We start from the raw sequence: 22,553 nt of genomic DNA on the forward strand, positions 1-22,553 counted from the left end.
TAAGGCTGCTAATAATTAGCGGGAGTGTACCTGGGAAGGCGGAGCTGTAACAAGGGCGACCAACAGGCCGCCCACGGAAAGAGTATATGCACCAGCATGATCACATAAGCGTTCTTTTATAGTGCGGCGGATTGTACCTGACCCATCGGGTGGCGATTACGCCACCAACCAAATGCCAGCAACGAGATGCCGCCAACAATCACCAGTGCACCGAGAAGCGCGAATCCGGAGGTATAGCTGCCGGTTCGGGCATACAAAATCGCAACCATAAAGCCCGCCAGTGTGCCACCACCACCCGCTCCCAGGCCATTCACGATCCCGGCTGCCGCGCCTACTGCGTGAGGACGCACGCTGGATTGAATAATCGACCAGATGTTTGGCGTGAAACTGCTGGCGTAATAACCCATGGCGAGCGTAATCAGCGTCATTTTCATCATGCCGCTCTGTACTAGCGGTAGCACCAGTAGCATGGCGCCAGGGATCAGCAACCCAAGCGAAGCGATGAGAATACGTTTGCCCGTTTTATCGCTGAGCCAGGACATCGGTATGGCCAGCACCACGGCGAGAAGATAAGGCAGCGAACTCGCGATGGCCGCGCTCCAGCCACTGAAGCCTAGCGAACTCACCGCCATCGGAATCCACAACGTGATCCCCCAGAACAACATGCCCTGAGTGAGATAAGTCACGATCAGCAGCACAAACGACAGTCCGCCGAAATCTGCACGCGTGAGGCGCGCCTGTCGTGGGGCGACCTTTTCCTGCTGAACCGGTGCATCGCGCGTGTTTAATAGCACGCGTGCATATAATGGCACCATGATCAGCAGCCCTATACCCCCACAGAGGAAGAAAAGATTGCGCCACCCCATCAGGTCATGCAGTGGCGTTAAAATGATAAAGCCGAGGCCCAGTGCCAGAAACTGCCCGTAATAGTGAATCAGGCTGTTAGCGCGCGTCAGTTCTGAGGGAGCAAACCATAAGCGCACAAAACGGGATTGTTGCGGCCAATAGATGCCTTCCGCCACACCCAGTACAAATCGGCAGGCAACTAACAGCATCACGGTACTTGCAAAGCCGGTAGCCAGTGTCGCGACAGACCACAGCGCCATCATGCCGATGGCGATGGTTTTCGGATCGTAGCGTGTTGTGAAAATGCCACCTGAAATGTTGGCCACGATGTAGCCAATCAGGAATGCAGTCAGGACCAGGCTTGAAGTGGTGGCGAAATCAGCGCCACTAAAGCCAAGATCACTCGCCACTTCTTTTAATGTGACTGAAAGGTTAGTGCGGTCGATGTAGGAGATAAACATACCCAACATCAGTGTGCCGCCGATACGAAGCCAGGGAGATCGCATAAGGATTACCTCAGTGAAGGCCAAAATTGGCGCGCCACAGTGGCATGCCGGATTTCAGAGTGAGTTGAGGCACCAGCAACTGGCTACCCGCAAGGGTATGCTGATGGACATCGGTGAAGGTGACATCGTGTTTTTCGAGTCGGAACAGTGCTACATCGGCACAACTGCCAGGCTGCAGAGTGCCTATTTGTTGAGACATGCCCAGCAGCGCGGCCGGGCGCGCAGTGCAGCGCTCCACCACATCGAACAGTGACATGCCCATGGCAAGAAATTTAGACATCACCCAGGGTAGGCCAAACACCGGCGGGCGATTGAGCGTCAGAGCGGAGAGGTCGCTGCTAATGATGTCGGGTAGGAAATCATCGGCGACGGCCAGTTGCGCAACGCGCTGAGAGAAATTATTGCGTCCGTGTGCACAATCGAAGATCACTCCTCGGGCACGGGCTTGTCGAGCAGCCGATTTAACCTTGTCATTCTCATCGAGCAGGGTGTCACCCTTACCGTGGAAGCAATGCGCGAACACGTCTCCACTGCGGAATATTTCCAGCAGTTGTTCAGTGGTATGCACCGGATCGGTCATATGAACGGCCACACGGCAGTCAAGCTGTTCGGCCATCTCAACCGCACGAATGAAGGGCTGAGAACCCAGTTCGCCCACCACGCCACGTTCCTGTTTCAGCTTCAGGCCCAGCAGAGTATCGGGATAGTGACGGAACAACTGCTGCAGACGGGAAAAATCAAAATAGTCCGGGTTGTGGTTTTCCTCTTGCCAAAGTTGTCCGCCGGGATAAGCCGTCACAAACGCTTTGATGCGCACCAGGCTGCGGGGAATCTGGTCACGTAAAAAACTTTCAACATTTGCAGAGCCTGCGGAGCCGGCATCAACAATAGTAGTCACGCCGAAAGGTAATGAGGCGAGATCGGGCGGGACGCTACTGTGCGTTCCGCCATAAAAGACATGCGCGTGATAATCAATCAGGCCAGGAAATAGGTAGCAATCCTGAGCATCAATGATCTCGGTACGGGCGCTAACGGGCGTATCGGGAGAGGCAATCAGATCATTGAGGATATGAATATCCTGGCGCTCCTGGATATACCTGGCGGGATCAATAACTTCAGCATTTTTAATTAAGATGTGGCTTTCAGACATCGCAGGGTAACCTCTTATTGGGGGGTATTTACTTTTCCTGACATTCAAGTCTGACGACAAAAGTGGCAATGCGCCTCGGTCATTTGCATGGAATTTTCATTAAAGCCACATGCTTTTCTGGCAAAAAAGACAAACCACTTTAATCTGTCTCACACTTATCCTGATTCTGTGATCGCCGCTGGAATAAGCTATTCAGACATGAAAAATTACGAACTGACATTTCTTCATTTAATGATTTCTATGGCTGAATTTTACAAAGGCATGAAGTTAAATAGGATTATATTTCAGTTTGTTAGCATTTCTTTTTTTATTTGCTACTCAGTGGGACCTCAAGTAAACTCAAAATGCGCCATTTTTGAGATTACTTGCGATGAGATTACGCCGCCCACCTAAACAACTGCTCGATACCCTGACCAACAGCGAGTCTGTAGAACTGCTGAGCCGTTGTGACGAGTGGGACATGCGCTATTTGCACTTTGACGAACTCAGCCGTCGAATCCGGGATAGTGACGAACTATTGGCGGTGTGGAGTGCATTAAAATTTAAACGTCGCAGCACGGCTCAACATTTTGTCATCGCGTCACAAGAAGTCAGTTGCAACTTTACCGCCAAAATCAACGCGGCCATTTCTCTGGTGGATCGCATGACGTTTGCGCGCAATGGCCAGCCTACTGATGAGGACGCGGCCTCCTATCTGATGTCCCAATTGATCATGGAAGAGGCGATCTCTTCCAGTCAGCTCGAAGGCGCAGCAACGACCTCACGCGTGGCGATGGAACTGCTGGCGGTAGGCCGGGAACCCCGTAACGAAGATGAAAGCATGATTATGGGGAACTGGCGGCTGATGCAGCATATTGCCGCGATGGGAGAGGGACCGCTAACGCGTGCCGATATTCTGCACATGCATCACATTGCCTGTGCAGGTATCAATGACGAAAAATATCGGCCGGGGGAGGTGCGCTGCAATAACGATGTTTTTGTGGCAGGACGTGACGGCGAAATTATCCATCAACCGCCCGATCACACCCTATTAAACGGCATGCTGGATGCGTTATGCGCTGAAGTCGAATTTCTTGAACAGCAGGGAACACACCCATTGCTGGTGGCTTGTGTTTTGCACTTTGCCATGGGTTATATCCACCCATTTAATGATGGCAACGGCCGCACGGCGCGGGGCTTGTTCTATCATCATTTGATTCGTCGTGGCTATCATGCGTTCCGTTACATATCGATCAGCAAACTCCTCAAAGCGGCCGCCGTCAAATACGGTATGTCATACCTTTACAGCGAAACGGATGAACTCGATCTGACCTATTTTGTCCAGTTTCAGTGTGAAATAGTGATGCGAGCAGTGAACGCATTCACAGATCAAATTACTACGCTGCGTCAGGAACGGTCGCGGCTGGTGCACTGGGTAGAGGAAAATATGACGTTGGCGAAGGGTGAGCTGGACATCATGGCCATTGCGCTGCATGCGCCGGGTTCTTTGTTGAGCGCCGCCGGTGTGAAATCCAGACTCGGTGTCGCCGATAATACCGCACGCAGTCGTTTGAAAAATCTTGCCGATCAGGGGTTACTGAGGCCCATCAAAGAGGGCAAGGGCACGGTTTATCAAGCACCGGTCTCACTCTGGAAACTTAAAGAGTGGTTGAAAAAACGCTGAGAGATCGCAAGCAATCGCAATAAACATGATTTTTGAGATTGCTTGTGATCATCCGTGAACGCATTAAAGAAAGCGATTAGCTGGCTTAGTGAGCCCTAAACGTTCGCGCAGCGTACCCGCAGCATAATCCTGATGAAACACGCCCGCATCCTGCAAACGTGGCACCACCTGGCTCAGGAACAGATCTTCATTTTCATCAATGTAGGTGGGGAGAATCACAAACCCATCACAAGCTTGGTGCTGATACCACTCAATCATCTGTTGCGCGATATGATCCGCCGTACCGGTCGGTGAGGGGAATGACAAACTCTCCGCGTAGCGTTTGGCCATCTCTCCCAGAGTGAGTTTCTGCTCTATGGCGTTGGCAATCACATATTGAAAACGTCCTTTACTGCCGGTAATCTGCTCGCGCAAATCGGGCACCGGACCATCCACCGGATATTGTGACAGATCGATATTCATGCTGGCAGAGACAAAACTGAGGCCGGATTCCACGGTGATCAAGGACTTGAGGTATTCAGCGCGATCGCGTGCATCCTGCTCGCTGTGGCCGACAATCGGCACTAATCCCGGCATGATACGCAGTTGATCAGGCTGACGCTGATAGTGCTGCGCACGCTCCTTAATGGTTTGATAGAACTGCTGTGCGCGTTCCCGATTTGGTTGCACCACAAACAGCATCTCCGCGTGCTGGGCGGCCAAATCGATAAAAGCCTCAGAAACACCAGCCTGAATCACCACCGGATGCCCTTGCGGCGGACGGGGCAGGTTCAGTGGACCTTGCACCTCGAAAGACTCGCCCTGATGATCGAAACGGTGAAAACGTGCCGGATCGGCAAAGCGCGCGCGGCTTTTTTCCACCACCAACGCATCCTCTTCGAAACTGTCCCAGAGCGCTTTCATCACGTCGATGAACTCTGCCGCGCGGCGATAGCGATCCTCATGACTGAAGTGCTGGCTGCGGCCGAAATTACGTGCTTCTGCATGGGTTAATGAAGTCACCACATTCCACGCAGCGCGCCCACCGCTGATGTGGTCAATGTTGGCCAATTGTCGCGCGGTGGTATAGGGCTCGGAATAGGAGGAAGAGACGGTGCCACCTAAGCCAATATGATCGGTGACCGCCGCCAGCGCGGCCAGCAAGGTGAGCGGCTCAGACCAGCCCACCTGGCGATGTTGTACGGTATGCGCCAGATGTCCGCCGTACACATCATCAATCGCCAGCTTATCCGCTACAAAGATCATATCGAGTTTTGCCGCTTCAGCGCGTTGGGCAATTTTACGGTACAGCGGCCAGTTACGGCCACCGGTCGTAGCGGCCTGCGGATGACGCCAGCCACCCTGATGAATGCCCGAGTCGAGATACAACGCCAGATTCATCATGGTTTAGGGGTTCCCTCTTTGCCAAAGAAGGATGCATCGACCAGGCTGCTGGCTTGCAGGCCGGGCTTGATCAATCCGCTGCGTGCGAAAGTATCAATGGCTGCCTGCTGACGCTGCGCCACCAGCGCGTAGTCTTCCACCGGAGCGTTGTTTTCACGCTGAACTTTACTTAGAGCGACGGTATCTGGCAGGCGCAACAACGATGCGATGCCATTGGCATACTCCTGCGGATGAGCCACACCCCAGGCGCGGGCGCGAATCAGACGCTGTCGGAAATCAGCCAGCTCCGCGCGTTTACTGATGATGGCGCTATCGGTGGCCACCAGATAGTTGGAGACCGGTGCCTCCTTGCCGTCAATGGCGATGCGATCACCTGACTGAGCCACTGCAAAAGAGACATAGGGTTCCCATGTGGCCACCGCATCCACGGCACCGTTATCCAATGCCAATGTCGCCTCAGCAGGCGTGGTGAAAACAAAATTAACACTGTCATCAGGCAATCCAGCCTGGTGTAGCGCGTTGAGCACCATGTTTTGACCTGATGAGCCCTTCACCGTGGCCACTTTTTTGCCTTTGAGGTCGGCAATGGTATGAACAGCGCTGTCCTTTTTGACCAGCAACCCGTTACCCAAATATTGCGAGGCCTGAATGGCGCGAATTTTAGCCCCTGCCGCTACAGCAAAAGCCAGCGGGCCATCACCGACTAATCCGGCATCCAGATGCTGTGAGTTGAGTGATTCCAGTAGCGGGGCAGCATTAGGGAATTCGTACCACTTGATTTCATAAGGCACGTTGGTGAGTTCACCGGCTGCGGACATCACGGCACGGGCATTGCCTTTCTGGTCGCCCACCACGAGTTCCGTGTTGGCGGCATAAGAGGTAAAAGTGGCAGCTAATAATGCGCTGACGAGAAGCGTAACTTTCATGGTGTTTCCCTGAGAAAAAGAAAACAGCGTAAGTTTTCCGCTACAGCAGGCGTAGTAACAAATCCGCGCAACGATATGCAGTTACCGCAAAAGCCGCGGATGGTGAAAGATTACGCACTTAACGTTATCAAAAAATGCGATTTATCCTCACTAATGATTAATTCTCACTGCGAAAAATAAAACGTGATTTCAATCACAGATTGAAGGCTGCCTGATTTGTCAGTGATTAGCCCGGCTACATTCATAAGCGGAGCTAACGACACACTCAGCAACGGGTTTTTACTCTTCGATAACGTAAGTTAAAATTCTGTTGAGTTTATGTAGGATTATTTTGGGTGGAAATTAATGAAAAACGTTGAGGGATTGGCATGGTTAACAAATTAACCAGTATCGTGCTGGCGATTCTGGCATTAGCGCTGCTCTATATGGGTGGGAAGCTGCTGATGCTGGGCGGAAGTGCGTTCTATGCACTGATGGCGGTGGGCTTACTGATCACCGCCATTTTACTGTTCAGAAACCAGCGTAGTGCGCTGGCGCTGTATGCGGTTCTGATGTGGATTACCCTTGCCTGGATTATCTGGGAAGTGGGCTTTGATAAATGGCAGTGGATCCCGCGCGGCGACCTCTTCGGCGTGATCGGCGTCTGGCTGGCAATGCCGTGGGTGGTTAAACCGTTGTATCAGGGCGAACGCCGCTTCCACACCTTCCTGGGTGGCACGGTGATCGTGATGATTGTGGTGGTGATCGGTCTGTGCTTCTACGATCCGTTACCGCAGGCGGGCACAATTAGCAATGCGCGTGAACAAGCTAGCGAGCAGGGCGCCGCTAACGACTGGACCGCGTACGGCGGGACGACTGATGGCCAGCGTTTCTCTTCACTGAATCAAATCACCAAAGAGAACGTGCAAAACCTCGAAGTGGCCTGGACTTACCACACTGGCGATCTGCGTCAGGATGCGGATGCCAGCGAATACACCTTCGAAGCGACGCCGGTGAAAGCCAACGGCATGCTGTATTTCTGTACCCCGCATAACGAAGTGCATGCACTCGATCCGGAAACCGGCGCGGTGAAATGGAAATATACGCCGAATAAAGATCGCTCTTACCTGCAGCAGCACCAGACCTGTCGTGGCGTGAGCTATTACGAGCAAAGCCCGGTTGCCGCGCAGGATTCAGCAGCCGCCCCGGCTATCTGCCGTAAGCGCATCTTCAACGCCACTACCGATGCACAGCTGATTGCTCTGGATGCCGATACCGGCAAACCTTGTGCTGATTTCGGCACCAACGGTGTGGTGGATCTGCATGCCAACATGGGCGAAGTGCGTCCACATGCGTTGATGCAAACCGCAGCACCGCTGGTGGCAGGCAAGCTGGTGATTGTCGGCGGTTCCGTAATGGACAACGGCTTCAACAGTGGCAACCCGTCAGGTGTGATTCGTGCCTATGACGCCGAAACCGGTCGTCTGGTATGGAATTTCGATCCGTCGAACCCGGAAAATACAGCGCCAATCGCTGCGGGACAGAACTATCCGCAGGATACGCCAGTTGCCTGGGGCACGCTGAGTGCTGACCTGAAAAATGGTCTGGTGTATGTGCCGTTTGGTAACGCGTCACCGGATGAAGTGGGTATCGAACGTGATGCCAACAGCAATACCGAGAAGTTCCGCGACGCATTAGTGGCGCTGGATCTGCAGACCGGTCAGTTTAAATGGCGTTATCAGAGTTCCAACCACGATCTGTGGGACCGCGATAACCCATCACAGCCGTCGCTGTTGGATATCGATTACCAGGGCCAGAAACAGCCTGTGGTGATCCTGCCAACGAAAACCGGCAACCTGTTTGTGCTGAATCGTCTGACCGGTCAGCCGGTGTATCCGGTTAATCAGGTGAAGGTGTCCACTGAAGGTGGTGTGCCGGGTGAGAAGTTTGCCGCGACACAACCGGTGTCGAGCCTGAACTTCATCCCAGACCCGTTGACCGAAAAATCAATGTGGGGCATCACGCCGTTCGATCAGATGTCATGCCGCATGGACTTCCGTTCACTGCGTTACGATGGCAACCCATGGACGCCAGCAACTGAAGCCGGTTCGCTGATCTTCCCGGGTAACATTGGCGTGTTCAACTGGGGTTCAGTGGCAGTCGATCCTCAGCGTCAGATGTTGATTGCCGCACCCGTGCGTCTGGCCTACAAATACAATCTGATCAAGCGTACGCCGCAGACTGAAACACAGCGTATGTTCACCAAAGATGGCCAGCCATACTGGAACGAAAACTTCCAGGGTGACTACGCGATTCACATTCAGCAGTTGGCATCAGGCCTCGGCATTCCATGTATCGCGCCACCTTGGGGTCGCATGGTCGGTGTGGATCTGAAAACCGGTAAAACCGAGTGGTTGCGCCGTGTGGGTGTGACCAAAAACCTGAAAACCAGCTTCCTGCCGGGCCGCTTCCCAATCGGCTTCCCGATGGGCATGGTGGCGCACGGTGGTCCACTGCTGACAGCAGGTGACCTGGTGTTCCATGGCGCAACCGCGGATAACTTCTTCCGCGCTTACGACAGCACCACCGGTGAACTGCTGTGGCAGACCGAGCTGAGCGCTGGCGCACAAGCCACGCCGTCGACCTTTATGGGTAAAGACGGTAAGCAATACGTGGTGATTGCGGCAGGCGGTCACGGTTCGCTGGGTACCCAGGCGGGTGACAGCGTAGTGGCGTTCCGTTTGAAGTAATGAAGTAATGAAGAGGGGCGCACGCTATTCGCAGCGGCGCCCCTTTTTTATTTAGCGTTTTGCACGTTCCGCCTGCACCTGCTGTGCAATACGGTCACCTATAACTCTATCGATGTTGCGCCAGTACTCAAACGCGCGTGACAGCACGGGTTCCTCAACGCCATCCAACAAATGCCCGCTGACGTTGTTCACCAGCCGATCGCGTGCCGCATCATCCATCACTTTATTCACCAGCGTATTGGCCTGACCGAAATCATCATCATCCTTACGCAGCGTATACGGCGCACGCACCATGTTGCCTTGTGATTCCCAGGTGGAGTCGGTGGGATAACGCTCGCCATCCGCCACCGGACCGCCTTTGGAGTTGGGTGCATACACCGGATCGGAGACCGGATTCATCCGCATCGCACCGTCTTTACTGTAACTGTGCACCGGTGAATGCGGCGCATTGACCGGAATCTGTTTGTAGTTCACACCTAACCGCGCGCGGTGTGCATCGGCATAAGCAAACACACGACCGATCAACATTTTGTCCGGACTTAAACCGATGCCCGGTACCAGATTGTTTGGCTCAAACGCAGCCTGCTCGATCTGCGAATGGTTGTCGGTAGGATTGCGATTAAGCTGCAATTTGCCCACTTTAATCAGCGGGTAGTCGGCATGCGGCCAGACTTTGGTGAGATCGAACGGGTTAAAGCGATAGGTCTCGGCTTCGGCAAACGGCATGACCTGCATGTAGAGGGTCCAGCTGGGAAACTCACCGCTTTTGATCGCGTTAAACAGATCGCGGGTGTGGTAGTCACCATCTTGTCCAGCCAGCGTATCTGCGTTTTCCTGCGCCAGAAACTCCACGCCCTGATCGGTTTTGAAATGATACTTCACCCAAAACTTCTCACCTTGCGCGTTGACCCACATGTAGGTGTGGCTTGAATAGCCGTTCATATGACGCCAGCTTTTGGGAATGCCGCGATCGCCCATCAGCCAGGTGACCTGATGCGCCGATTCTGGCGACAGCGTCCAAAAATCCCACTGCATATCGTGGTCACGCAGATTGTTGTCGGCACGGCGTTTTTGCGAGCGGATAAAGTGCTGAAACTTCATCGGATCACGAATAAAAAACACCGGCGTGTTGTTGCCCACCATGTCGTAGTTGCCTTCGCTGGTGTAAAACTTGAGGGCAAAGCCGCGTGGATCGCGCCAGGTGTCCGGGCTGCCGCGTTCACCTGCAACGGTTGAAAAGCGCATCACCACATCAGTTTTGGTGCCGGGCTGAAATACTGCCGCTTTGGTATAACGGCTGACATCATCCGTCACTTCAAAATGGCCAAATGCGCCGCTGCCTTTGGCGTGAGGCTGGCGTTCCGGAATACGTTCGCGGTTGAAGTTCGCCATCTGCTCGATCAGGTAGTGATCGTGCAGCACCAGCGGACCATCCGGCCCAACTGAAAGAGAGTGTTCATCGCTGGCAACCGGAATGCCTGCATCCGTGGTGGTCGGTTTGCGATCGTCATTGCTCATAATATCTCCAGCTTTTGTAAGGTTAATACAACCCACTAAAGGTAGCAGCGCAGGCCAAACTTGCAGGCGAAGCGGGAGATTGGTTAAGAGCAGAACTAACGTATTGAAGGGTGCTCTGAGAGAAGACCCCATTCGCGATAGGCCAGGTTAATGTCTGCTGAGGAGCTAAGCAACAGCTTGGGTAAGGTCCATTCCGCATACATGCGTTGGTTGCGCGGGCGATGGTGCCGAGAGTTGATAAGCAGATAACGCGTCATTTCCCAGGTCAACTTCTCGCGCTGATGTGAGGGGACAACACCACCAATGCGCTGGGCATCAAACAGCGTACGACGCAGGTAGCGAAAGAAACTTTGAGTCGGTGGCAGGTCAAGCAGAATGATACCGCTGGCACGCGTTAAGCGGTCCGGTAGCGTGCGCACATAATTGCCGTCCATGACCCAGCTTTCCCCTGCGATAGCCTCGAGATGCAGTTGCCGAAAATCTGCTTCTGCACGCGCTTGCCAGTGTGTGTCCGGCAGATGATAAAGCTGGTCCAGGTGGATAGCAGGACTCGCTGTTTTACGGGCAATGGCCTGAGCCAGCGTCGATTTACCGCTGTTTGAAGGCCCCAAAATGCAGATGCGTGGGCCGAAGTCGCTTAATGGCATCATGATGAAAATCCTTTTAATGTCATAAAGAGCTGAACCAAATTGCTGATAGCAAAGAACACCAGTATCAGCCCGCCACCGATGTTGATGGCGATGGACAGCTTACGGATATTGATCACTCGCGCTGAAGTCAGCAGCGTAAAACAGATGATGACCAGCCACAGCGCCATGATGGCGACGTGTATGGAGGCCAGCAGCAAATAATGAAGTAATGCATGATCACGACCGGCAAATTGCGATACCACGGTGAGATACAGCATCACCGCTTTGGGGTTAAGCACATTGGCTAGCCAGGCATCTTTAATCCCCATACGGGCGCTGCGGTAGGAGGCGACAGGTTGGGAAATATGACGACCTCGACGCAACAGCTGTATGCCGAGCCACAGCAGGTAAGCGGCACCCGCCACGCTTAACAGATTAAAGATAATGGGAGATCGCACTAGCAGGGCGCTGATGCCTAAGCCAATCAGCAGCGCATGGGTATAAATACCCAGCGCAGTGCCGAGAATGATCGCCGCCAGCCCGCGCGAGCCTGCCACCAGCGTGTTGTTAATCGCGAGGGTGAAACTCGCTCCTGGCGACAAGGCCACCGGTAAGATCGCAATGATAAAGGCGAGCACGTGCAGGTTCATGAGGGTAACGGCTAAGGAATGTTAAATAATTTTGAATATTATTAGACGGTGAAGCAATAATCTACCGCTGCAATCACGCCGCCAGGACTAAGCGGACATTTAAATAGCACAACAATAAGGACGACCATGACCATCGCTTGCCTGCACACCGCCGCCAGTAATATCGCACTGTTCGATCACGCGGCACACTCCCTTGAATTACCTCCCCATACACTGAGCCATATTGTGATGCCACACCTGCTGGCTGAAGCCGAGCTGAGTGGCGGTATGACGCAGGAGCAGCGGCACCGTTTGGCACAGCTGCTGCACAGTTTCACTCCGTGGTTCGATGCGATAGTGATCACCTGTTCAACGCTGGGGCCCGTGGCCGACACCTTCCAGCCGCAAAAATCGGGCTGCCCGGTATATCGCGCAGATCGGATGCTGGCAGATCATCTGCATCAAATGGCAGGGCCTGCACTGGTGCTCTGCGCGGCTGAATCAACTTTAGCGGCTACCCGTCTGTTGTTCTGTCCACCGACGCTGCCAGCGGATAAACAGCCGCAGGTCGCACTGATTCCTGACGCCTGGGCCGCATTTAAAGCGGGTGATCATCAACGCTATCACGCGCTTATCGCCGATGCGGTAAAACAGGGGCGTGAGCAGGGCGCACGACAGGTAGCACTGGCGCAGGTCTCGATGGCGGCCGCCGCAAACAGCATGCCGGAGAGCGAGCGTCCATTGACGATTCCGCAGCTGGCATTAGCCGCGGTGATCGCAAAGCGTTAATGTCGCGGAGAGGGCGCCTGAGGGTGGCGTCCTCCCTTTTTTACCCGCTAAATGGATAATCTCTTACGCTGTCGATACCAGGGAATGAAATAAACCAGCATGCTCCCCCAGAATATCCCCGCAGTAACGCCGCTGATTGCACCGTGAATCAGATTAAATGACAGGGAAGCGATTAATTCAGGGTGCAAAGCCACAGAAACGGAAAGCGTATATTTGGCGGCAAAGGCTAATAACATAAATATTAATGGCAACACCGAACCTGGGCGAATAATCGTGCCGCGATTTTCACTGGAAGTGGGTTTGCCTGTCGCGTGAGACAACATGGCACCGATGATACCCCCAATCAGTAAACCGATAATCATAGAAATCAGCGTATAAGCGACCCAGGTGGTTTCCCGAAATACGCCATAAAAGCCCCAGACTAAAAACAGCACAGGAATATAGAACAGCTTCTGCACCGCGACTTCACGGGTCTTTAGTGCCTTAATGCCACGGAAAATCAGGTAGATGAATAATACCCATACCCAGGCTGGCGTATGTTTAATCAGTTCAATAAGTCCCATTTTTGTCTCCAGTAGCCTGAGCAAGGTTAACAAAAAGCATTAATAACCCGCTTGTGATTTAAAATCACATCACTGTGAGATTATTTTAGTGCAAATGTTGGTTGGGCGGTAAAAACCGTTTAACCCTCCAGGTTAATAGATCCGCTAATAACAATACGCTTTCACAAAGGTGTAATATTTATTTGCATCAATCGATATTAGTGATTATGGTTGGCAACACTTTTTTACGCTTCACGATCATCTTCTTATAACAACCTCTGCAAAAGAGGTGGCTTCGCTATTGCCGTTAGTCAGGGGAATAAAGGCTGATGGCACTCAATAAATTGTGGGTTGTGTCAATAAACATGAATGTTTTTTTAAACCTTTGGGATGAAGGAGACACGCGAAATGCGTCAGTCTATTACCACACACCACGGCTATTATGCGCGTCGTAAAGCCATCAGTATCGCTATCGGCCTGTGTATTGGCATGTCGGGTTCCGCCGCCGCCGCAGAAAAGGATTCGGAGGAAGTTACCAGCAGCCGGGAACGTAACTATCAGGATGAACAAGAGCTGGTGGTCACCGGAGAGAAAACCGAACGATCGATTTTTGATACCGGTTCGAGCGTTGAGGTTTTTGATAGCCGCAGGATTGATTCCCTGCCCGGCGCTGAAACCGTTTCAGACTTATTGCGCATGACCGCGAACACCGTCGATGTCGGTATCGGCAACGATCTGCCAACGGTGCGCGGGGTGGATGGCTCCGGTCCCTCGACGGGTGCAGGGGCGTTCCTCAGCGGCACTCGCCCGCGTTTAGGGTTATCACTGGACGGCCGAGCGCTCACCTACAATGAACAGGCTTACGGACCGCAATCGCTGTGGGATTTAGACCGTGTAGAAGTGTTTCGTGGGCCGCAAAGTTACATTCAGGGTCGCAATGCCATCGCCGGTGCGATTGTGATGACCACCAAAGATCCCAGCTTCGAATGGGAGAGTGCGCTCAAGGGCGGATTCGGTAATCAGCACGCCTCACAACTGGCGGCGATGGCCAGTGGCCCACTGATTGATGATCAACTGGCGTTTCGTGTCAGCGTTGATCGCCAGCGCCGCCGCAGTGACATCGATCTGCCCGCTTACACGCCGGTGGGCGATCCGCGCGAAGTGCAAACCACCAATGCGCGCGCCAAACTGCTGCTCAATCCGGCGGGGCTGCGTGATCTCACCACTAAACTGACCTTTAACCACTCGGATGCCGGTGCGCCGCAAAACGAGAGCCTCAACCCCATGCCGCATCCCACCAATTCACGCTATGAATGGCGGCGACCGGTGTTCAAAAGCAATGTGAACAGCGGTATCTGGGACATGGCGTGGGAAGCCAGCCCCACATTGAGGCTGGAGAACAAACTGATTTATACCGGCTTCAACATCAACCGCTATACCGCGCTCACTCAGCCACACGCGAAAATTGATGGACGTGAAGTGCATGTCGAGCCGGTGCTGCATTTTGGTGACAGTGATAGCCGCCTGCGCGGCCTGGCAGGCCTGCGCTACTTTGATGCCTCACAGGATGAATCGGTCTATATCTTTGGCGGATCGACCTTCAAAGACTCAACGCGCACCCAATCGGCCTACGCCGAAATGACCTACGCCATTACGCCACAGGTGGACATCACCGCCGCCAGCCGTGTGGAGAGTGAACATCGACGCCGCGTAGGTGGCAGCAGCAGCGTGCGCGTCGATCTCGATGAAACCTACAACGTCTTCCTGCCAAAAGTGGATGTCGCCTGGAAGCCGCAGCCGGGACAGACCTATGGTGCTCGTATCGCGCGCGGATATAACGCCGGCGGAGCCGGGATCACCCTCAGCGCGCCGATTACCAGCTACACCTATGATTCCGAGTACGTCTGGAACTACGAGCTTTATAGCCGTCATCAGGCGACGGAAAATCTGGTACTGACCAGCAACATTTTCTACAACGATTATAAAGACATGCAGCTACCTTATTACCTGGCCAGCGGTTCATCGGTGATCCGCAATGCCGATAAGGTTGAAACCTATGGCGCAGAGCTGGGGGCTAACTGGACGCCACGTTGGGATCTCAATCTGTTTGGCAACGTGGGTTTATTGAAAACGCGGATTAAGAAGTTTGCCAACAGCGGCGTTGAAGGGCATGACCTGGCGCGTGCACCCGCTTACACCGCAAACATGGGGGCAAGCTGGCAAATCGCTGCCGGTTGGGAAGTCAGCGGCAACGTCGCCTTCTCCGACTCCTATTATTCAGCGTATGACAACGACTCACGCGGACGTATTGGTTCTTACTGGTCAGCCAACGCGCAACTGGCTTACACCTTCCTGTATGGCCGCGCCACGCTGTTCGCTCAAAACCTGTTTGATTCCGATCGTAAAACCATGGTCAGCGGCAACGATGTTTATGGTGCCACGCTGCAACGCTCGCGCATGATAGGTGCGGCGTTAGAACTGACATTCTAAGGAGAGAGATGATGAAAGGAAAATTCATGGCTTCATTTATGCTACTGGCGAGTGTTGCAGCGAATGCGGAAAACGTGCGTCAGGCGCTGGCTCCGGCGTTGGTAGAAATGGCCTACAGTCCGAAGCAAAATGCGCTGTTTGTCAGTGCGCCCGACTGGAAACAGGAAGCAAAATCCAGCGTACTGCGCCTTAATCCGCTGACGTTAAAAGCCGAAGCCACCATTCCACAGCAGGTTAAAGGTTTCGGTGTGGCGCTGGATGACACTGACAACCGCCTCTATCTTAGCCAGGGATTTAACGGCGCCGTTGGCGTGGTAGATACCGCCGCTAATCGGGCGCTGCACGATATCGTCTTGCAAAACAAAGTTAATCTGGCCGCGGCTTATCGCGCGGCGGGGATTGGCGGCCAGCGTTTAGCCTATCTGCTGGAGGAGTTACAGCGCTTCGGTATCAGCGATGATTACTTGTACAAAGTACGTGAAGTGAAATATGACGCGCGCAGCGGTCGACTGTTTTTACCCGGTCTAGGCTACGGCGTGGAAAGCGTGCTGTTCGTGGTGGATACCCGCAAGCAGCAGCTTGAGAAAGTCATTCCAGGTTTTGGCTTTTACGCCACCGGTATTGCGATTGATGAAGCGGGACGCCGCGTGTTTGTCTCCAATATGCAGGGGCAGCTGATGACGCTGAACGCGGATACGCTGCAGATCACGCATACGCAGGAGATTGAAGCCGATCAACTGCTTAATCTGGTCTATGACCCGCAGGGACATCGTCTGCTCGGCGTTGACCAGGGTATCGATCGTGACAAGCCGCGTAATAACTATCTGGGACGCACCTACACCCGGCGCAGCAGCGGACATCAGCTGTTTGCCCTGGATGCAGACAGCGGCAAGGTCCTGGCGAAGGTGGATACCGATCAGGTGCCGATTGGTTTACTGCTGGATGCGCAGCAGCAGCGTATTTATGTCACCAACCGCAACGGTGTCAGAGTCGAAAAGGGCGCAGGGACGGTGACGATATTTGATGCTCGATCGTTGCAACGAATTAACACCCTGGCGTTGCCTCCGCACCCCAATAGCCTGGCATTGGACGAAGCTAATCAGGCCCTGTTTGTCACCGTGAAAAATGACGGTGCGGCGACCAAAGCGGGAACATTAGAGAGTGTGGTACGTATCAGCGAGTAACAGCGCGGTATGAAGTCGCGGTGTGATTGATGGTGCTATCCTGCAGTAACCGGGAGCCGTATAACGTCATCAATCCACCGCTACCCTGATATGGCCCTGAAATCATCTGGTCAATAATATAAAACTACATTTTTTCGCTCATCTTAATATTTCCCATCCCTTTATCTTGTCACGAAATTGTCATTTAAGAGTTTAAGAACAATCCGAACACCTCAATCGATTATCGTGGTTAAAAATGCGGCATAATTATCTGCTACGGGCTTCATGCGTCAATAAAATTACTCACATGAAAAGAATTTTTTGAGGCGAATAATGGAAACGATACAGGAAAGTGTTGGGCTGCGCGGGACTAATCGATCGCAAGATGTCAAGCTGGTGCAAACCTTATTAAATCAGAATGGTTTTCCGCAACTGCAAATTGATGGCATTTGCGGAAATAACACCACTAAAGCAATTATCACCTATCAAAAACATTTTTATCACCATCCCGATGGTCTGGTATCACCCGGCAAAAAAACCTTCAGTCAGTTGTCTTCCGGTCAACGTAGTGGATTGCCGCGCGCACACGGTTCCACCGGCAGTAATCCCAACGGTGCGCGTAAGAACCCAATGACCATGTACCCAAGTTATCAGGTACTTAAGCTGATGATGCAGTATGAACAGCTGCACACGTTGCCTTATGACGATCACAGCTCGAAAACGATTAACAGTTGGACCGCAGGGGCGACCATTGGTTATGGGCATTGGATTAGCCGTCAGAGTGAATTCGAGCAGTTTAAAGACGGTATCTCAGAGTCAGCAGCCGAAACCTTATTCTCGCAGGATTTAAAAAAGTTTGTCGATGCAGTACGCAGCTACGCCAAAGTCACTCTGACACAAAATGAATTTGATGCCTTAGTGATGCTGGCGTTTAATATTGGTACGCGTGATAACCTGAACCATAAAGGATTATATTACTCGACGGCGTTAAAAGTGATTAATGGCGAATCGCCAGAGGATTTGGATCGCGCGTGGATGCAGTTTGTTTATTCGCGTGGCGTGCGTATGAAGGGATTGGTGAATCGCAGGAAAAGTGAATTGAACGTATATCACAAAGGAATTTATATCAAATTATGAAAAAGCTACTTGCCTTATCACTGGTCTGTTTTTCACTCCACGCGATGGCACAGACGCCATCTGCCAAAAAGCCGTTTTTCGACAGCAAAAGCTACCAGGTGTTTTTGGATACCAGCAAATGCGTTGAGGGCGATGTGGAGTGCGATGGCATCATCTATCACTCCATCAATAAAAAGAACCATCACAAACTGACGATTAAGGGTTCGACGCTGAACATCGGCCCATCACATGATTTCCGCGGCTATATCTTCCGCAACGGCGATTACAGCTATGTGCTGTCACCTGCAGCAGGTGCGGGTAACGACGACAACCATGTCTGGACGCTGCAGGTTTCACAGCACCAGGCGCAGGGCGACAAGGTGCTGTTTAGCGAAAATGGCAACGTGGTCGAATAAATCAGCCTGCGGGAGTCGGCACATTTACCAGCCAGGTGCCGCTCCCCTCATCAATATGTAGCGAATGCTGCCAGTTGCCCCCTTGCTTAAGCGTGACCTGCAACTGATAGTCTCCCGGAACTAAACTCAACCTTTTCATGCCATCCTGATCTTCTGTGCTTTGCGGTTTGCCGTTGATTTCAACCTGAGTGAGTTGGGTAGCATCCGCTGCGCGCAAATAAATCTGCGCGGGCGTAACAGGGGCGGGCGCCACAGTGATTTTAGGTGGCGGCGTCACTTTATGCTCAGCCACCGCTACCGGCGGTTTTGTTGGGGCGACCGCAACGGGTTGAGGGCTATGGCGATTAAACCCGTGCACAGCGAGCAGGGTCACTAATCCCGCCGCGGCTATCCCGCCGCCAATCCACAGCGGACGCCGTTTGCGTGGCGGCGCGACGGCCGGTTCGGACTGCGCGACCTCCGGCACCACCACTGCAGGCAACAAGGTTTCTTCACGTGCGGGAGTGAGTTCTGGTTCTGGCGCATCACATTGCACCTCACGGTCGTTTTCCACCAACAGATCGCGCAGGGCGACAATCGATTGTGGGCGCTGTTCGGGTTCACAGGCCAGCATCTGGTCGATGGTGCGCAGCAAGCCGCGGGAGTAACCGCTCAGTTCCCGTTCTGCCAGCGGCTGGTAGCTATCACTCAGCGAACGCACCACGCTCACCGGCGGTGCCTCGCCGCAAATCAGCGTATGCAACACCGCGCCCAGCGCATAGATATCAGTCCACGGGCCCTGATCGCCATCACGACCTTCGCTGTACTGTTCAATCGGCGCATAACCTGGCTTCAGCATGATTTCGGTTTTATCGGTTAGATGTCCGATGGTTTTGCAGGCTGAACCGAAATCCAGCAGCACCGGTGCACCATCCTGTTGCAGCAGAATATTGTCCGGGGCGATGTCGCGATGCAGATAATCATGGTCGTGCAGGGTTTTCAACGCGCTCAGCAGCGGTGGCAGCATGTCGCGCATCGCCGCTTCGCTGCAGGGGGTAAAATCGCGTAGGTAGCGACTCTTCAACGTTTCGCCCTGATAGAACTGCGTCACCATATAGGCGGTATCATTGGCTTGCCAGAAGCGCAGCACGTGCAACAGATGCGGGTGGTTAAAGCGCCCGAGGGTTTTGGCTTCCTGCATAAAGCTGTTTAAACCCGCTTGATACAGGCGCATAAAGCGCTCGCTGCGCAACAGCAGGTGATGATTCTCATCGCGCAGCGCAATCGAGGCGGGCATAAACTCCTTGATGGCCACGGTGCGATCCAACTCGCTGTCCCAGGCGCGATAGACAATGCCGAAGCCACCTTCACCAATCACCTGTTGGATTTCATACTCGTTAAAGCGATAGCCGACCGGCAGCGCCTGAGATGCGGTTTTGTTGCTGGCTTCACTCATGTTCTGCCTCCACACTGAATTCCAGCTGGAACGCCGCCTGTTGATAATCCACCCGCAGCAAACGCGGCGTCGTTGCGGCAGCTTCACTCAGCAACTGACAGCTGATTTGTGGCAACAATGTCTGCGATAACACCGCGTCCACCATGCGCCCACCGGATTCGCCTTCGGTGCAACGCTGCATAATTTGCTGTGCCACGGCCGGGGCAAACTCGGCGGTGATGGCGTGGCGATCGAGTAAGCGCTGCTGAATTTTTGCCAGCCGCAGATCGATAATGCGGATCAGCATGGCATCGCTGAGCGGCACGTATGGAATCACCGCCAGACGGCCCAGCAGTGCGGCGGGGAACACCTCACGCAGTGGCGCGCGCAGCAGGTTGTTCAGGGTTTCGGTGTCCGGCTGCACCTCAGCCTGAGTACAGGCATGCGCCAGCTCATCACTGCCGATATTCGAGGTCAAAATAATCACCGTGTTGCGGAAATCGATGCGTCGACCTTCGCCATCTTCCATCCAGCCTTTATCAAATACCTGGAAGAAGATTTCGTGCACGTCAGGATGCGCTTTTTCGATCTCATCCAGCAACACCACGCTGTAGGGGCGACGACGTACCGCTTCGGTCAGCACGCCGCCTTCGCCATAACCGACATAGCCCGGCGGTGCACCTTTGAGCGTAGAAACGCTGTGCGCTTCCTGGAATTCACTCATGTTGATGGTGATCAGATTCTGTTCGCCGCCGTACAAGGTCTCGGCTAGCGCCAGTGCCGTCTCTGTTTTGCCGGTGCCCGACGGGCCACACAGCATAAATACGCCAATCGGTTTGCCGGGATCGTCGAGTCCGGCGCGCGATGTCTGGATGCGCTGTGCGATGGCATTGAGCGCCGATTGCTGGCCAATCACCCGCTGTGCCAGCGTATCGGCAAGATTGAGCACCGCATCGCGTTCACTTTGCAGCATGCGGCCTAGCGGAATGCCGGTCCAGTCGGCGACCACGCTGGCTACCACGCTGCTATCGACGGCCGGGAAGGTCAGTGGCGTATCGCCTTGCAGATCGTCCAGCTGTTGCTGCACCGCCTGATAACGCGCGCTGCGTTCGGCATCCTGATCGACCAGCAGTTCAGCACGCAGCGCACCCAGCTGCTGGGTCAGAGTCAGTGCCTGCTGCCAGCGCAAATCCAACTGCTGCTCTTCGTCTTGCAATATCACTTGCTGCTGTTGCGCCCTGGCGATACGAGCAGGGGCGGAGTCGAAGCCGAGGCGGGCTTCACGTTCGGCAATCTCGATTTCCAGCTGCAGCGCCGCCAGCTGCTGACGACAAAAAGCCAACTCTGGTGGTTGATGGTGCAGACTCACCGCCACGCGGGCGCAGGCCGTATCCAGTAAAGCAATGGCTTTGTCAGGTAACTGGCGGGCAGGAATATAACGCTGTGACAGGCGTACCGCGCTTTGCAATGCTTCATCCATTAACAGCACCTGATGATGCTGTGACAGCGGCTGGGCGAGGTGGCGCAACATCAAAATGGCGGTTTGCTCATCCGGCTCTGCCACCTGTACCGGCTGGAAGCGTCGGGTCAGTGCCGGATCTTTCTCGATGTATTTTTTGTATTCCGCCCAGGTGGTGGCACCCACGGTGCGCAGTTGTCCGCGCGCTAACGCCGGTTTTAGTAAGTTGGCGGCATCCCCCGTGCCTTGCTGACCGCCCGCACCGACCAGCGTATGAATTTCATCGATAAACAACACAATTGGCTGCGGGCTGGACTGCACCTGATTGATCACCGCCTGCAGGCGAGCTTCAAATTCACCTTTCACGGAAGCACCCGCTTGCAGCAGGCCGATATCGAGCAACCACAGTTGCACCTGCTGTAGCGGCGGTGGCACATCGCCGCGGGCGATACACTGCGCCAGACCTTCAGCCAGCGCGGTTTTCCCCACACCGGCTTCACCGGTAAGCAGCGGATTGTTCTGGCGACGGCGCAACAGAATATCGATCATCTGACGAATCTCTTCATCGCGGCCAACCACCGGGTCGATGTTACCGGCGCGTGCTTCTGCGGTCAGGTCGCGGCCATATTTCACTATCACATTCTCGCCGCCGGTGTTAAGGGATGAACTTTGGGTGACGTTGTCACTTATGGTCTGTTGCTGTTCATCACTGGACTGAACATAGTCGCTAAACGATTCCAGCAAACGATCGGCGCTGATGCGGCCAAATTCGCCGGAGATCGCTATCACGACGTGGCGTAATGCCACGGTTTTCAGCAGGGCGAGCAGCAGATGCCCGCCGCGAATCTGGGTCTCTCCCACGCTCAGTGAGCAGTAAATCCAGGCACGTTCCACGGCGTTATCGATATGTTCCGCGAGATCGGCCACGGCACTGGCTCCGCGCGGCAGGCGATCCAGCGCGCTGACTAAATCACTGCTGAGCTGCGCATCATCCAGTTCAAAGCGTCGGGCAATCTGCTGTAAATCGCTATTGGGTTGTTGCCAGAGTTGATGCAGCCAATGCACCAGTTCGACATACGGGTTCCCGCGCAATTTGCAAAACGCGGTGGCACTTTCCAGTGACGTAAACAGGGTGCGATTCAATTTGCTAAACAGAACGTTGCGACGAATATCTGACATGGTGTT

At 53.8% G+C, this 22,553-nt stretch carries 17 protein-coding genes; 7 read left to right on the top strand and 10 right to left on the bottom strand.

All coding sequences use genetic code 11. The annotated features are described in order from the left end of the window. Positions 1-116: 116 nt before the first annotated feature. Both ACXI0A_RS11195 and ACXI0A_RS11200 read right to left on the bottom strand, forming a co-directional pair. A complete protein-coding gene (locus ACXI0A_RS11195) occupies positions 117-1,352 on the bottom strand; it encodes an MFS transporter (protein ID WP_476148844.1) in 1,236 nt (411 codons plus the stop codon). A gap of 10 nt (positions 1,353-1,362) precedes the next feature. After that, the gene (locus ACXI0A_RS11200) at positions 1,363-2,502 is read right to left on the bottom strand and encodes a metallo-dependent hydrolase (RefSeq protein WP_476148842.1); all 1,140 of its coding nucleotides are present in this window, start codon (positions 2,500-2,502) and stop codon (positions 1,363-1,365) included. Positions 2,503-2,872: 370 nt separating this feature from the next. Between ACXI0A_RS11200 and ACXI0A_RS11205 the strand changes: the two genes are divergently transcribed. After that, complete coding sequence (locus ACXI0A_RS11205) at positions 2,873-4,165, top strand: Fic family protein (RefSeq protein ID WP_476148841.1); 1,293 nt, start codon at positions 2,873-2,875, stop codon at positions 4,163-4,165. Positions 4,166-4,228: 63 nt separating this feature from the next. Here ACXI0A_RS11205 and ACXI0A_RS11210 read toward each other — a convergent pair whose 3' ends face one another. Together ACXI0A_RS11210 and ACXI0A_RS11215 are read right to left on the bottom strand one after the other, a co-directional pair. Then, positions 4,229-5,548, bottom strand: a complete 1,320-nt coding sequence (locus tag ACXI0A_RS11210; RefSeq protein ID WP_476148839.1) for an NtaA/DmoA family FMN-dependent monooxygenase — start codon at positions 5,546-5,548, stop codon at positions 4,229-4,231. Beyond that, the gene (locus ACXI0A_RS11215; RefSeq protein ID WP_476148837.1) at positions 5,545-6,474 is read right to left on the bottom strand and encodes an aliphatic sulfonate ABC transporter substrate-binding protein; all 930 of its coding nucleotides are present in this window, start codon (positions 6,472-6,474) and stop codon (positions 5,545-5,547) included. The genes ACXI0A_RS11210 and ACXI0A_RS11215 overlap by 4 nt, the downstream gene beginning before the upstream one ends. Before the next feature lie 368 nt (positions 6,475-6,842). Here ACXI0A_RS11215 and ACXI0A_RS11220 point away from each other — a divergent pair, with 368 nt between their 5' ends. After that, positions 6,843-9,203, top strand: a complete 2,361-nt coding sequence (locus tag ACXI0A_RS11220) for a membrane-bound PQQ-dependent dehydrogenase, glucose/quinate/shikimate family (RefSeq protein ID WP_224928488.1) — start codon at positions 6,843-6,845, stop codon at positions 9,201-9,203. 51 nt (positions 9,204-9,254) lie between these two features. On the opposite strand, the gene ACXI0A_RS11225 is transcribed toward ACXI0A_RS11220, so the two are convergent. From ACXI0A_RS11225 to ACXI0A_RS11235, 3 genes are all read right to left on the bottom strand, one after another. Further along, a complete protein-coding gene (locus tag ACXI0A_RS11225; RefSeq protein ID WP_224928485.1) occupies positions 9,255-10,721 on the bottom strand; it encodes a catalase in 1,467 nt (488 codons plus the stop codon). A 95-nt stretch (positions 10,722-10,816) separates the two neighbouring features. Beyond that, the gene (locus ACXI0A_RS11230) at positions 10,817-11,371 is read right to left on the bottom strand and encodes a P-loop NTPase family protein (protein WP_476148835.1); all 555 of its coding nucleotides are present in this window, start codon (positions 11,369-11,371) and stop codon (positions 10,817-10,819) included. Further along, complete coding sequence (locus ACXI0A_RS11235) at positions 11,368-11,988, bottom strand: LysE family translocator (RefSeq protein WP_320442519.1); 621 nt, start codon at positions 11,986-11,988, stop codon at positions 11,368-11,370. Before ACXI0A_RS11235 ends, ACXI0A_RS11230 begins: the two co-directional genes overlap by 4 nt. Before the next feature lie 138 nt (positions 11,989-12,126). Between ACXI0A_RS11235 and ACXI0A_RS11240 the strand changes: the two genes are divergently transcribed. Beyond that, positions 12,127-12,768: a glutamate racemase gene (locus ACXI0A_RS11240; protein ID WP_476148833.1), complete on the top strand. Its 642-nt coding sequence runs from the start codon at positions 12,127-12,129 to the stop codon at positions 12,766-12,768. 47 nt (positions 12,769-12,815) lie between these two features. On the opposite strand, the gene ACXI0A_RS11245 is transcribed toward ACXI0A_RS11240, so the two are convergent. Then, a complete protein-coding gene (locus ACXI0A_RS11245) occupies positions 12,816-13,331 on the bottom strand; it encodes a DUF6622 family protein (RefSeq protein WP_476148831.1) in 516 nt (171 codons plus the stop codon). A gap of 468 nt (positions 13,332-13,799) precedes the next feature. Here ACXI0A_RS11245 and ACXI0A_RS11250 point away from each other — a divergent pair, with 468 nt between their 5' ends. The 4 genes from ACXI0A_RS11250 (at position 13,800) to ACXI0A_RS11265 (ending at position 18,495) form a co-directional block, all read left to right on the top strand. Further along, positions 13,800-15,800: a TonB-dependent receptor domain-containing protein gene (locus tag ACXI0A_RS11250; RefSeq protein WP_476151069.1), complete on the top strand. Its 2,001-nt coding sequence runs from the start codon at positions 13,800-13,802 to the stop codon at positions 15,798-15,800. Between the two features lie 26 nt (positions 15,801-15,826). Beyond that, on the top strand, positions 15,827-16,984 hold the full coding sequence (locus ACXI0A_RS11255; protein ID WP_476148829.1) for a YncE family protein: 1,158 nt from the start codon (positions 15,827-15,829) through the stop codon (positions 16,982-16,984). A gap of 312 nt (positions 16,985-17,296) precedes the next feature. Continuing rightward, the gene (locus ACXI0A_RS11260) at positions 17,297-18,100 is read left to right on the top strand and encodes a glycoside hydrolase family protein (protein WP_476148826.1); all 804 of its coding nucleotides are present in this window, start codon (positions 17,297-17,299) and stop codon (positions 18,098-18,100) included. Further along, on the top strand, positions 18,097-18,495 hold the full coding sequence (locus tag ACXI0A_RS11265; protein ID WP_476148824.1) for a hypothetical protein: 399 nt from the start codon (positions 18,097-18,099) through the stop codon (positions 18,493-18,495). The genes ACXI0A_RS11260 and ACXI0A_RS11265 overlap by 4 nt, the downstream gene beginning before the upstream one ends. Before the next feature lies 1 nt (position 18,496). On the opposite strand, the gene ACXI0A_RS11270 is transcribed toward ACXI0A_RS11265, so the two are convergent. Continuing rightward, entirely contained in the window at positions 18,497-19,930 is a 1,434-nt protein-coding gene (locus tag ACXI0A_RS11270; protein ID WP_476148823.1) for a protein kinase domain-containing protein, read from the bottom strand. Next, entirely contained in the window at positions 19,923-22,547 is a 2,625-nt protein-coding gene (gene tssH / locus ACXI0A_RS11275) for a type VI secretion system ATPase TssH (protein WP_476148822.1), read from the bottom strand. The genes ACXI0A_RS11270 and tssH overlap by 8 nt, the downstream gene beginning before the upstream one ends. Positions 22,548-22,553 lie beyond the last annotated feature (6 nt).

It is taken from the genome of Pantoea sp. C1E2 (assembly GCF_056491465.1).

Coding starts and splice junctions, on each gene's coding strand:
- ACXI0A_RS11230 (WP_476148835.1), bottom strand. CDS start 11,371: ATGATGCCATTAAGCGACTTCGGCCCACGCATCTGCATTTTGGGGCCT.
- ACXI0A_RS11210 (WP_476148839.1), bottom strand. CDS start 5,548: ATGATGAATCTGGCGTTGTATCTCGACTCGGGCATTCATCAGGGTGGC.
- ACXI0A_RS11250 (WP_476151069.1), top strand. CDS start 13,800: ATGTCGGGTTCCGCCGCCGCCGCAGAAAAGGATTCGGAGGAAGTTACC.
- ACXI0A_RS11200 (WP_476148842.1), bottom strand. CDS start 2,502: ATGTCTGAAAGCCACATCTTAATTAAAAATGCTGAAGTTATTGATCCC.
- ACXI0A_RS11245 (WP_476148831.1), bottom strand. CDS start 13,331: ATGGGACTTATTGAACTGATTAAACATACGCCAGCCTGGGTATGGGTA.
- ACXI0A_RS11240 (WP_476148833.1), top strand. CDS start 12,127: ATGACCATCGCTTGCCTGCACACCGCCGCCAGTAATATCGCACTGTTC.
- ACXI0A_RS11255 (WP_476148829.1), top strand. CDS start 15,827: ATGGCTTCATTTATGCTACTGGCGAGTGTTGCAGCGAATGCGGAAAAC.
- ACXI0A_RS11220 (WP_224928488.1), top strand. CDS start 6,843: ATGGTTAACAAATTAACCAGTATCGTGCTGGCGATTCTGGCATTAGCG.
- ACXI0A_RS11215 (WP_476148837.1), bottom strand. CDS start 6,474: ATGAAAGTTACGCTTCTCGTCAGCGCATTATTAGCTGCCACTTTTACC.
- ACXI0A_RS11260 (WP_476148826.1), top strand. CDS start 17,297: ATGGAAACGATACAGGAAAGTGTTGGGCTGCGCGGGACTAATCGATCG.
- ACXI0A_RS11225 (WP_224928485.1), bottom strand. CDS start 10,721: ATGAGCAATGACGATCGCAAACCGACCACCACGGATGCAGGCATTCCG.
- ACXI0A_RS11265 (WP_476148824.1), top strand. CDS start 18,097: ATGAAAAAGCTACTTGCCTTATCACTGGTCTGTTTTTCACTCCACGCG.
- ACXI0A_RS11270 (WP_476148823.1), bottom strand. CDS start 19,930: ATGAGTGAAGCCAGCAACAAAACCGCATCTCAGGCGCTGCCGGTCGGC.
- ACXI0A_RS11205 (WP_476148841.1), top strand. CDS start 2,873: ATGAGATTACGCCGCCCACCTAAACAACTGCTCGATACCCTGACCAAC.
- tssH (WP_476148822.1), bottom strand. CDS start 22,547: ATGTCAGATATTCGTCGCAACGTTCTGTTTAGCAAATTGAATCGCACC.
- ACXI0A_RS11195 (WP_476148844.1), bottom strand. CDS start 1,352: ATGCGATCTCCCTGGCTTCGTATCGGCGGCACACTGATGTTGGGTATG.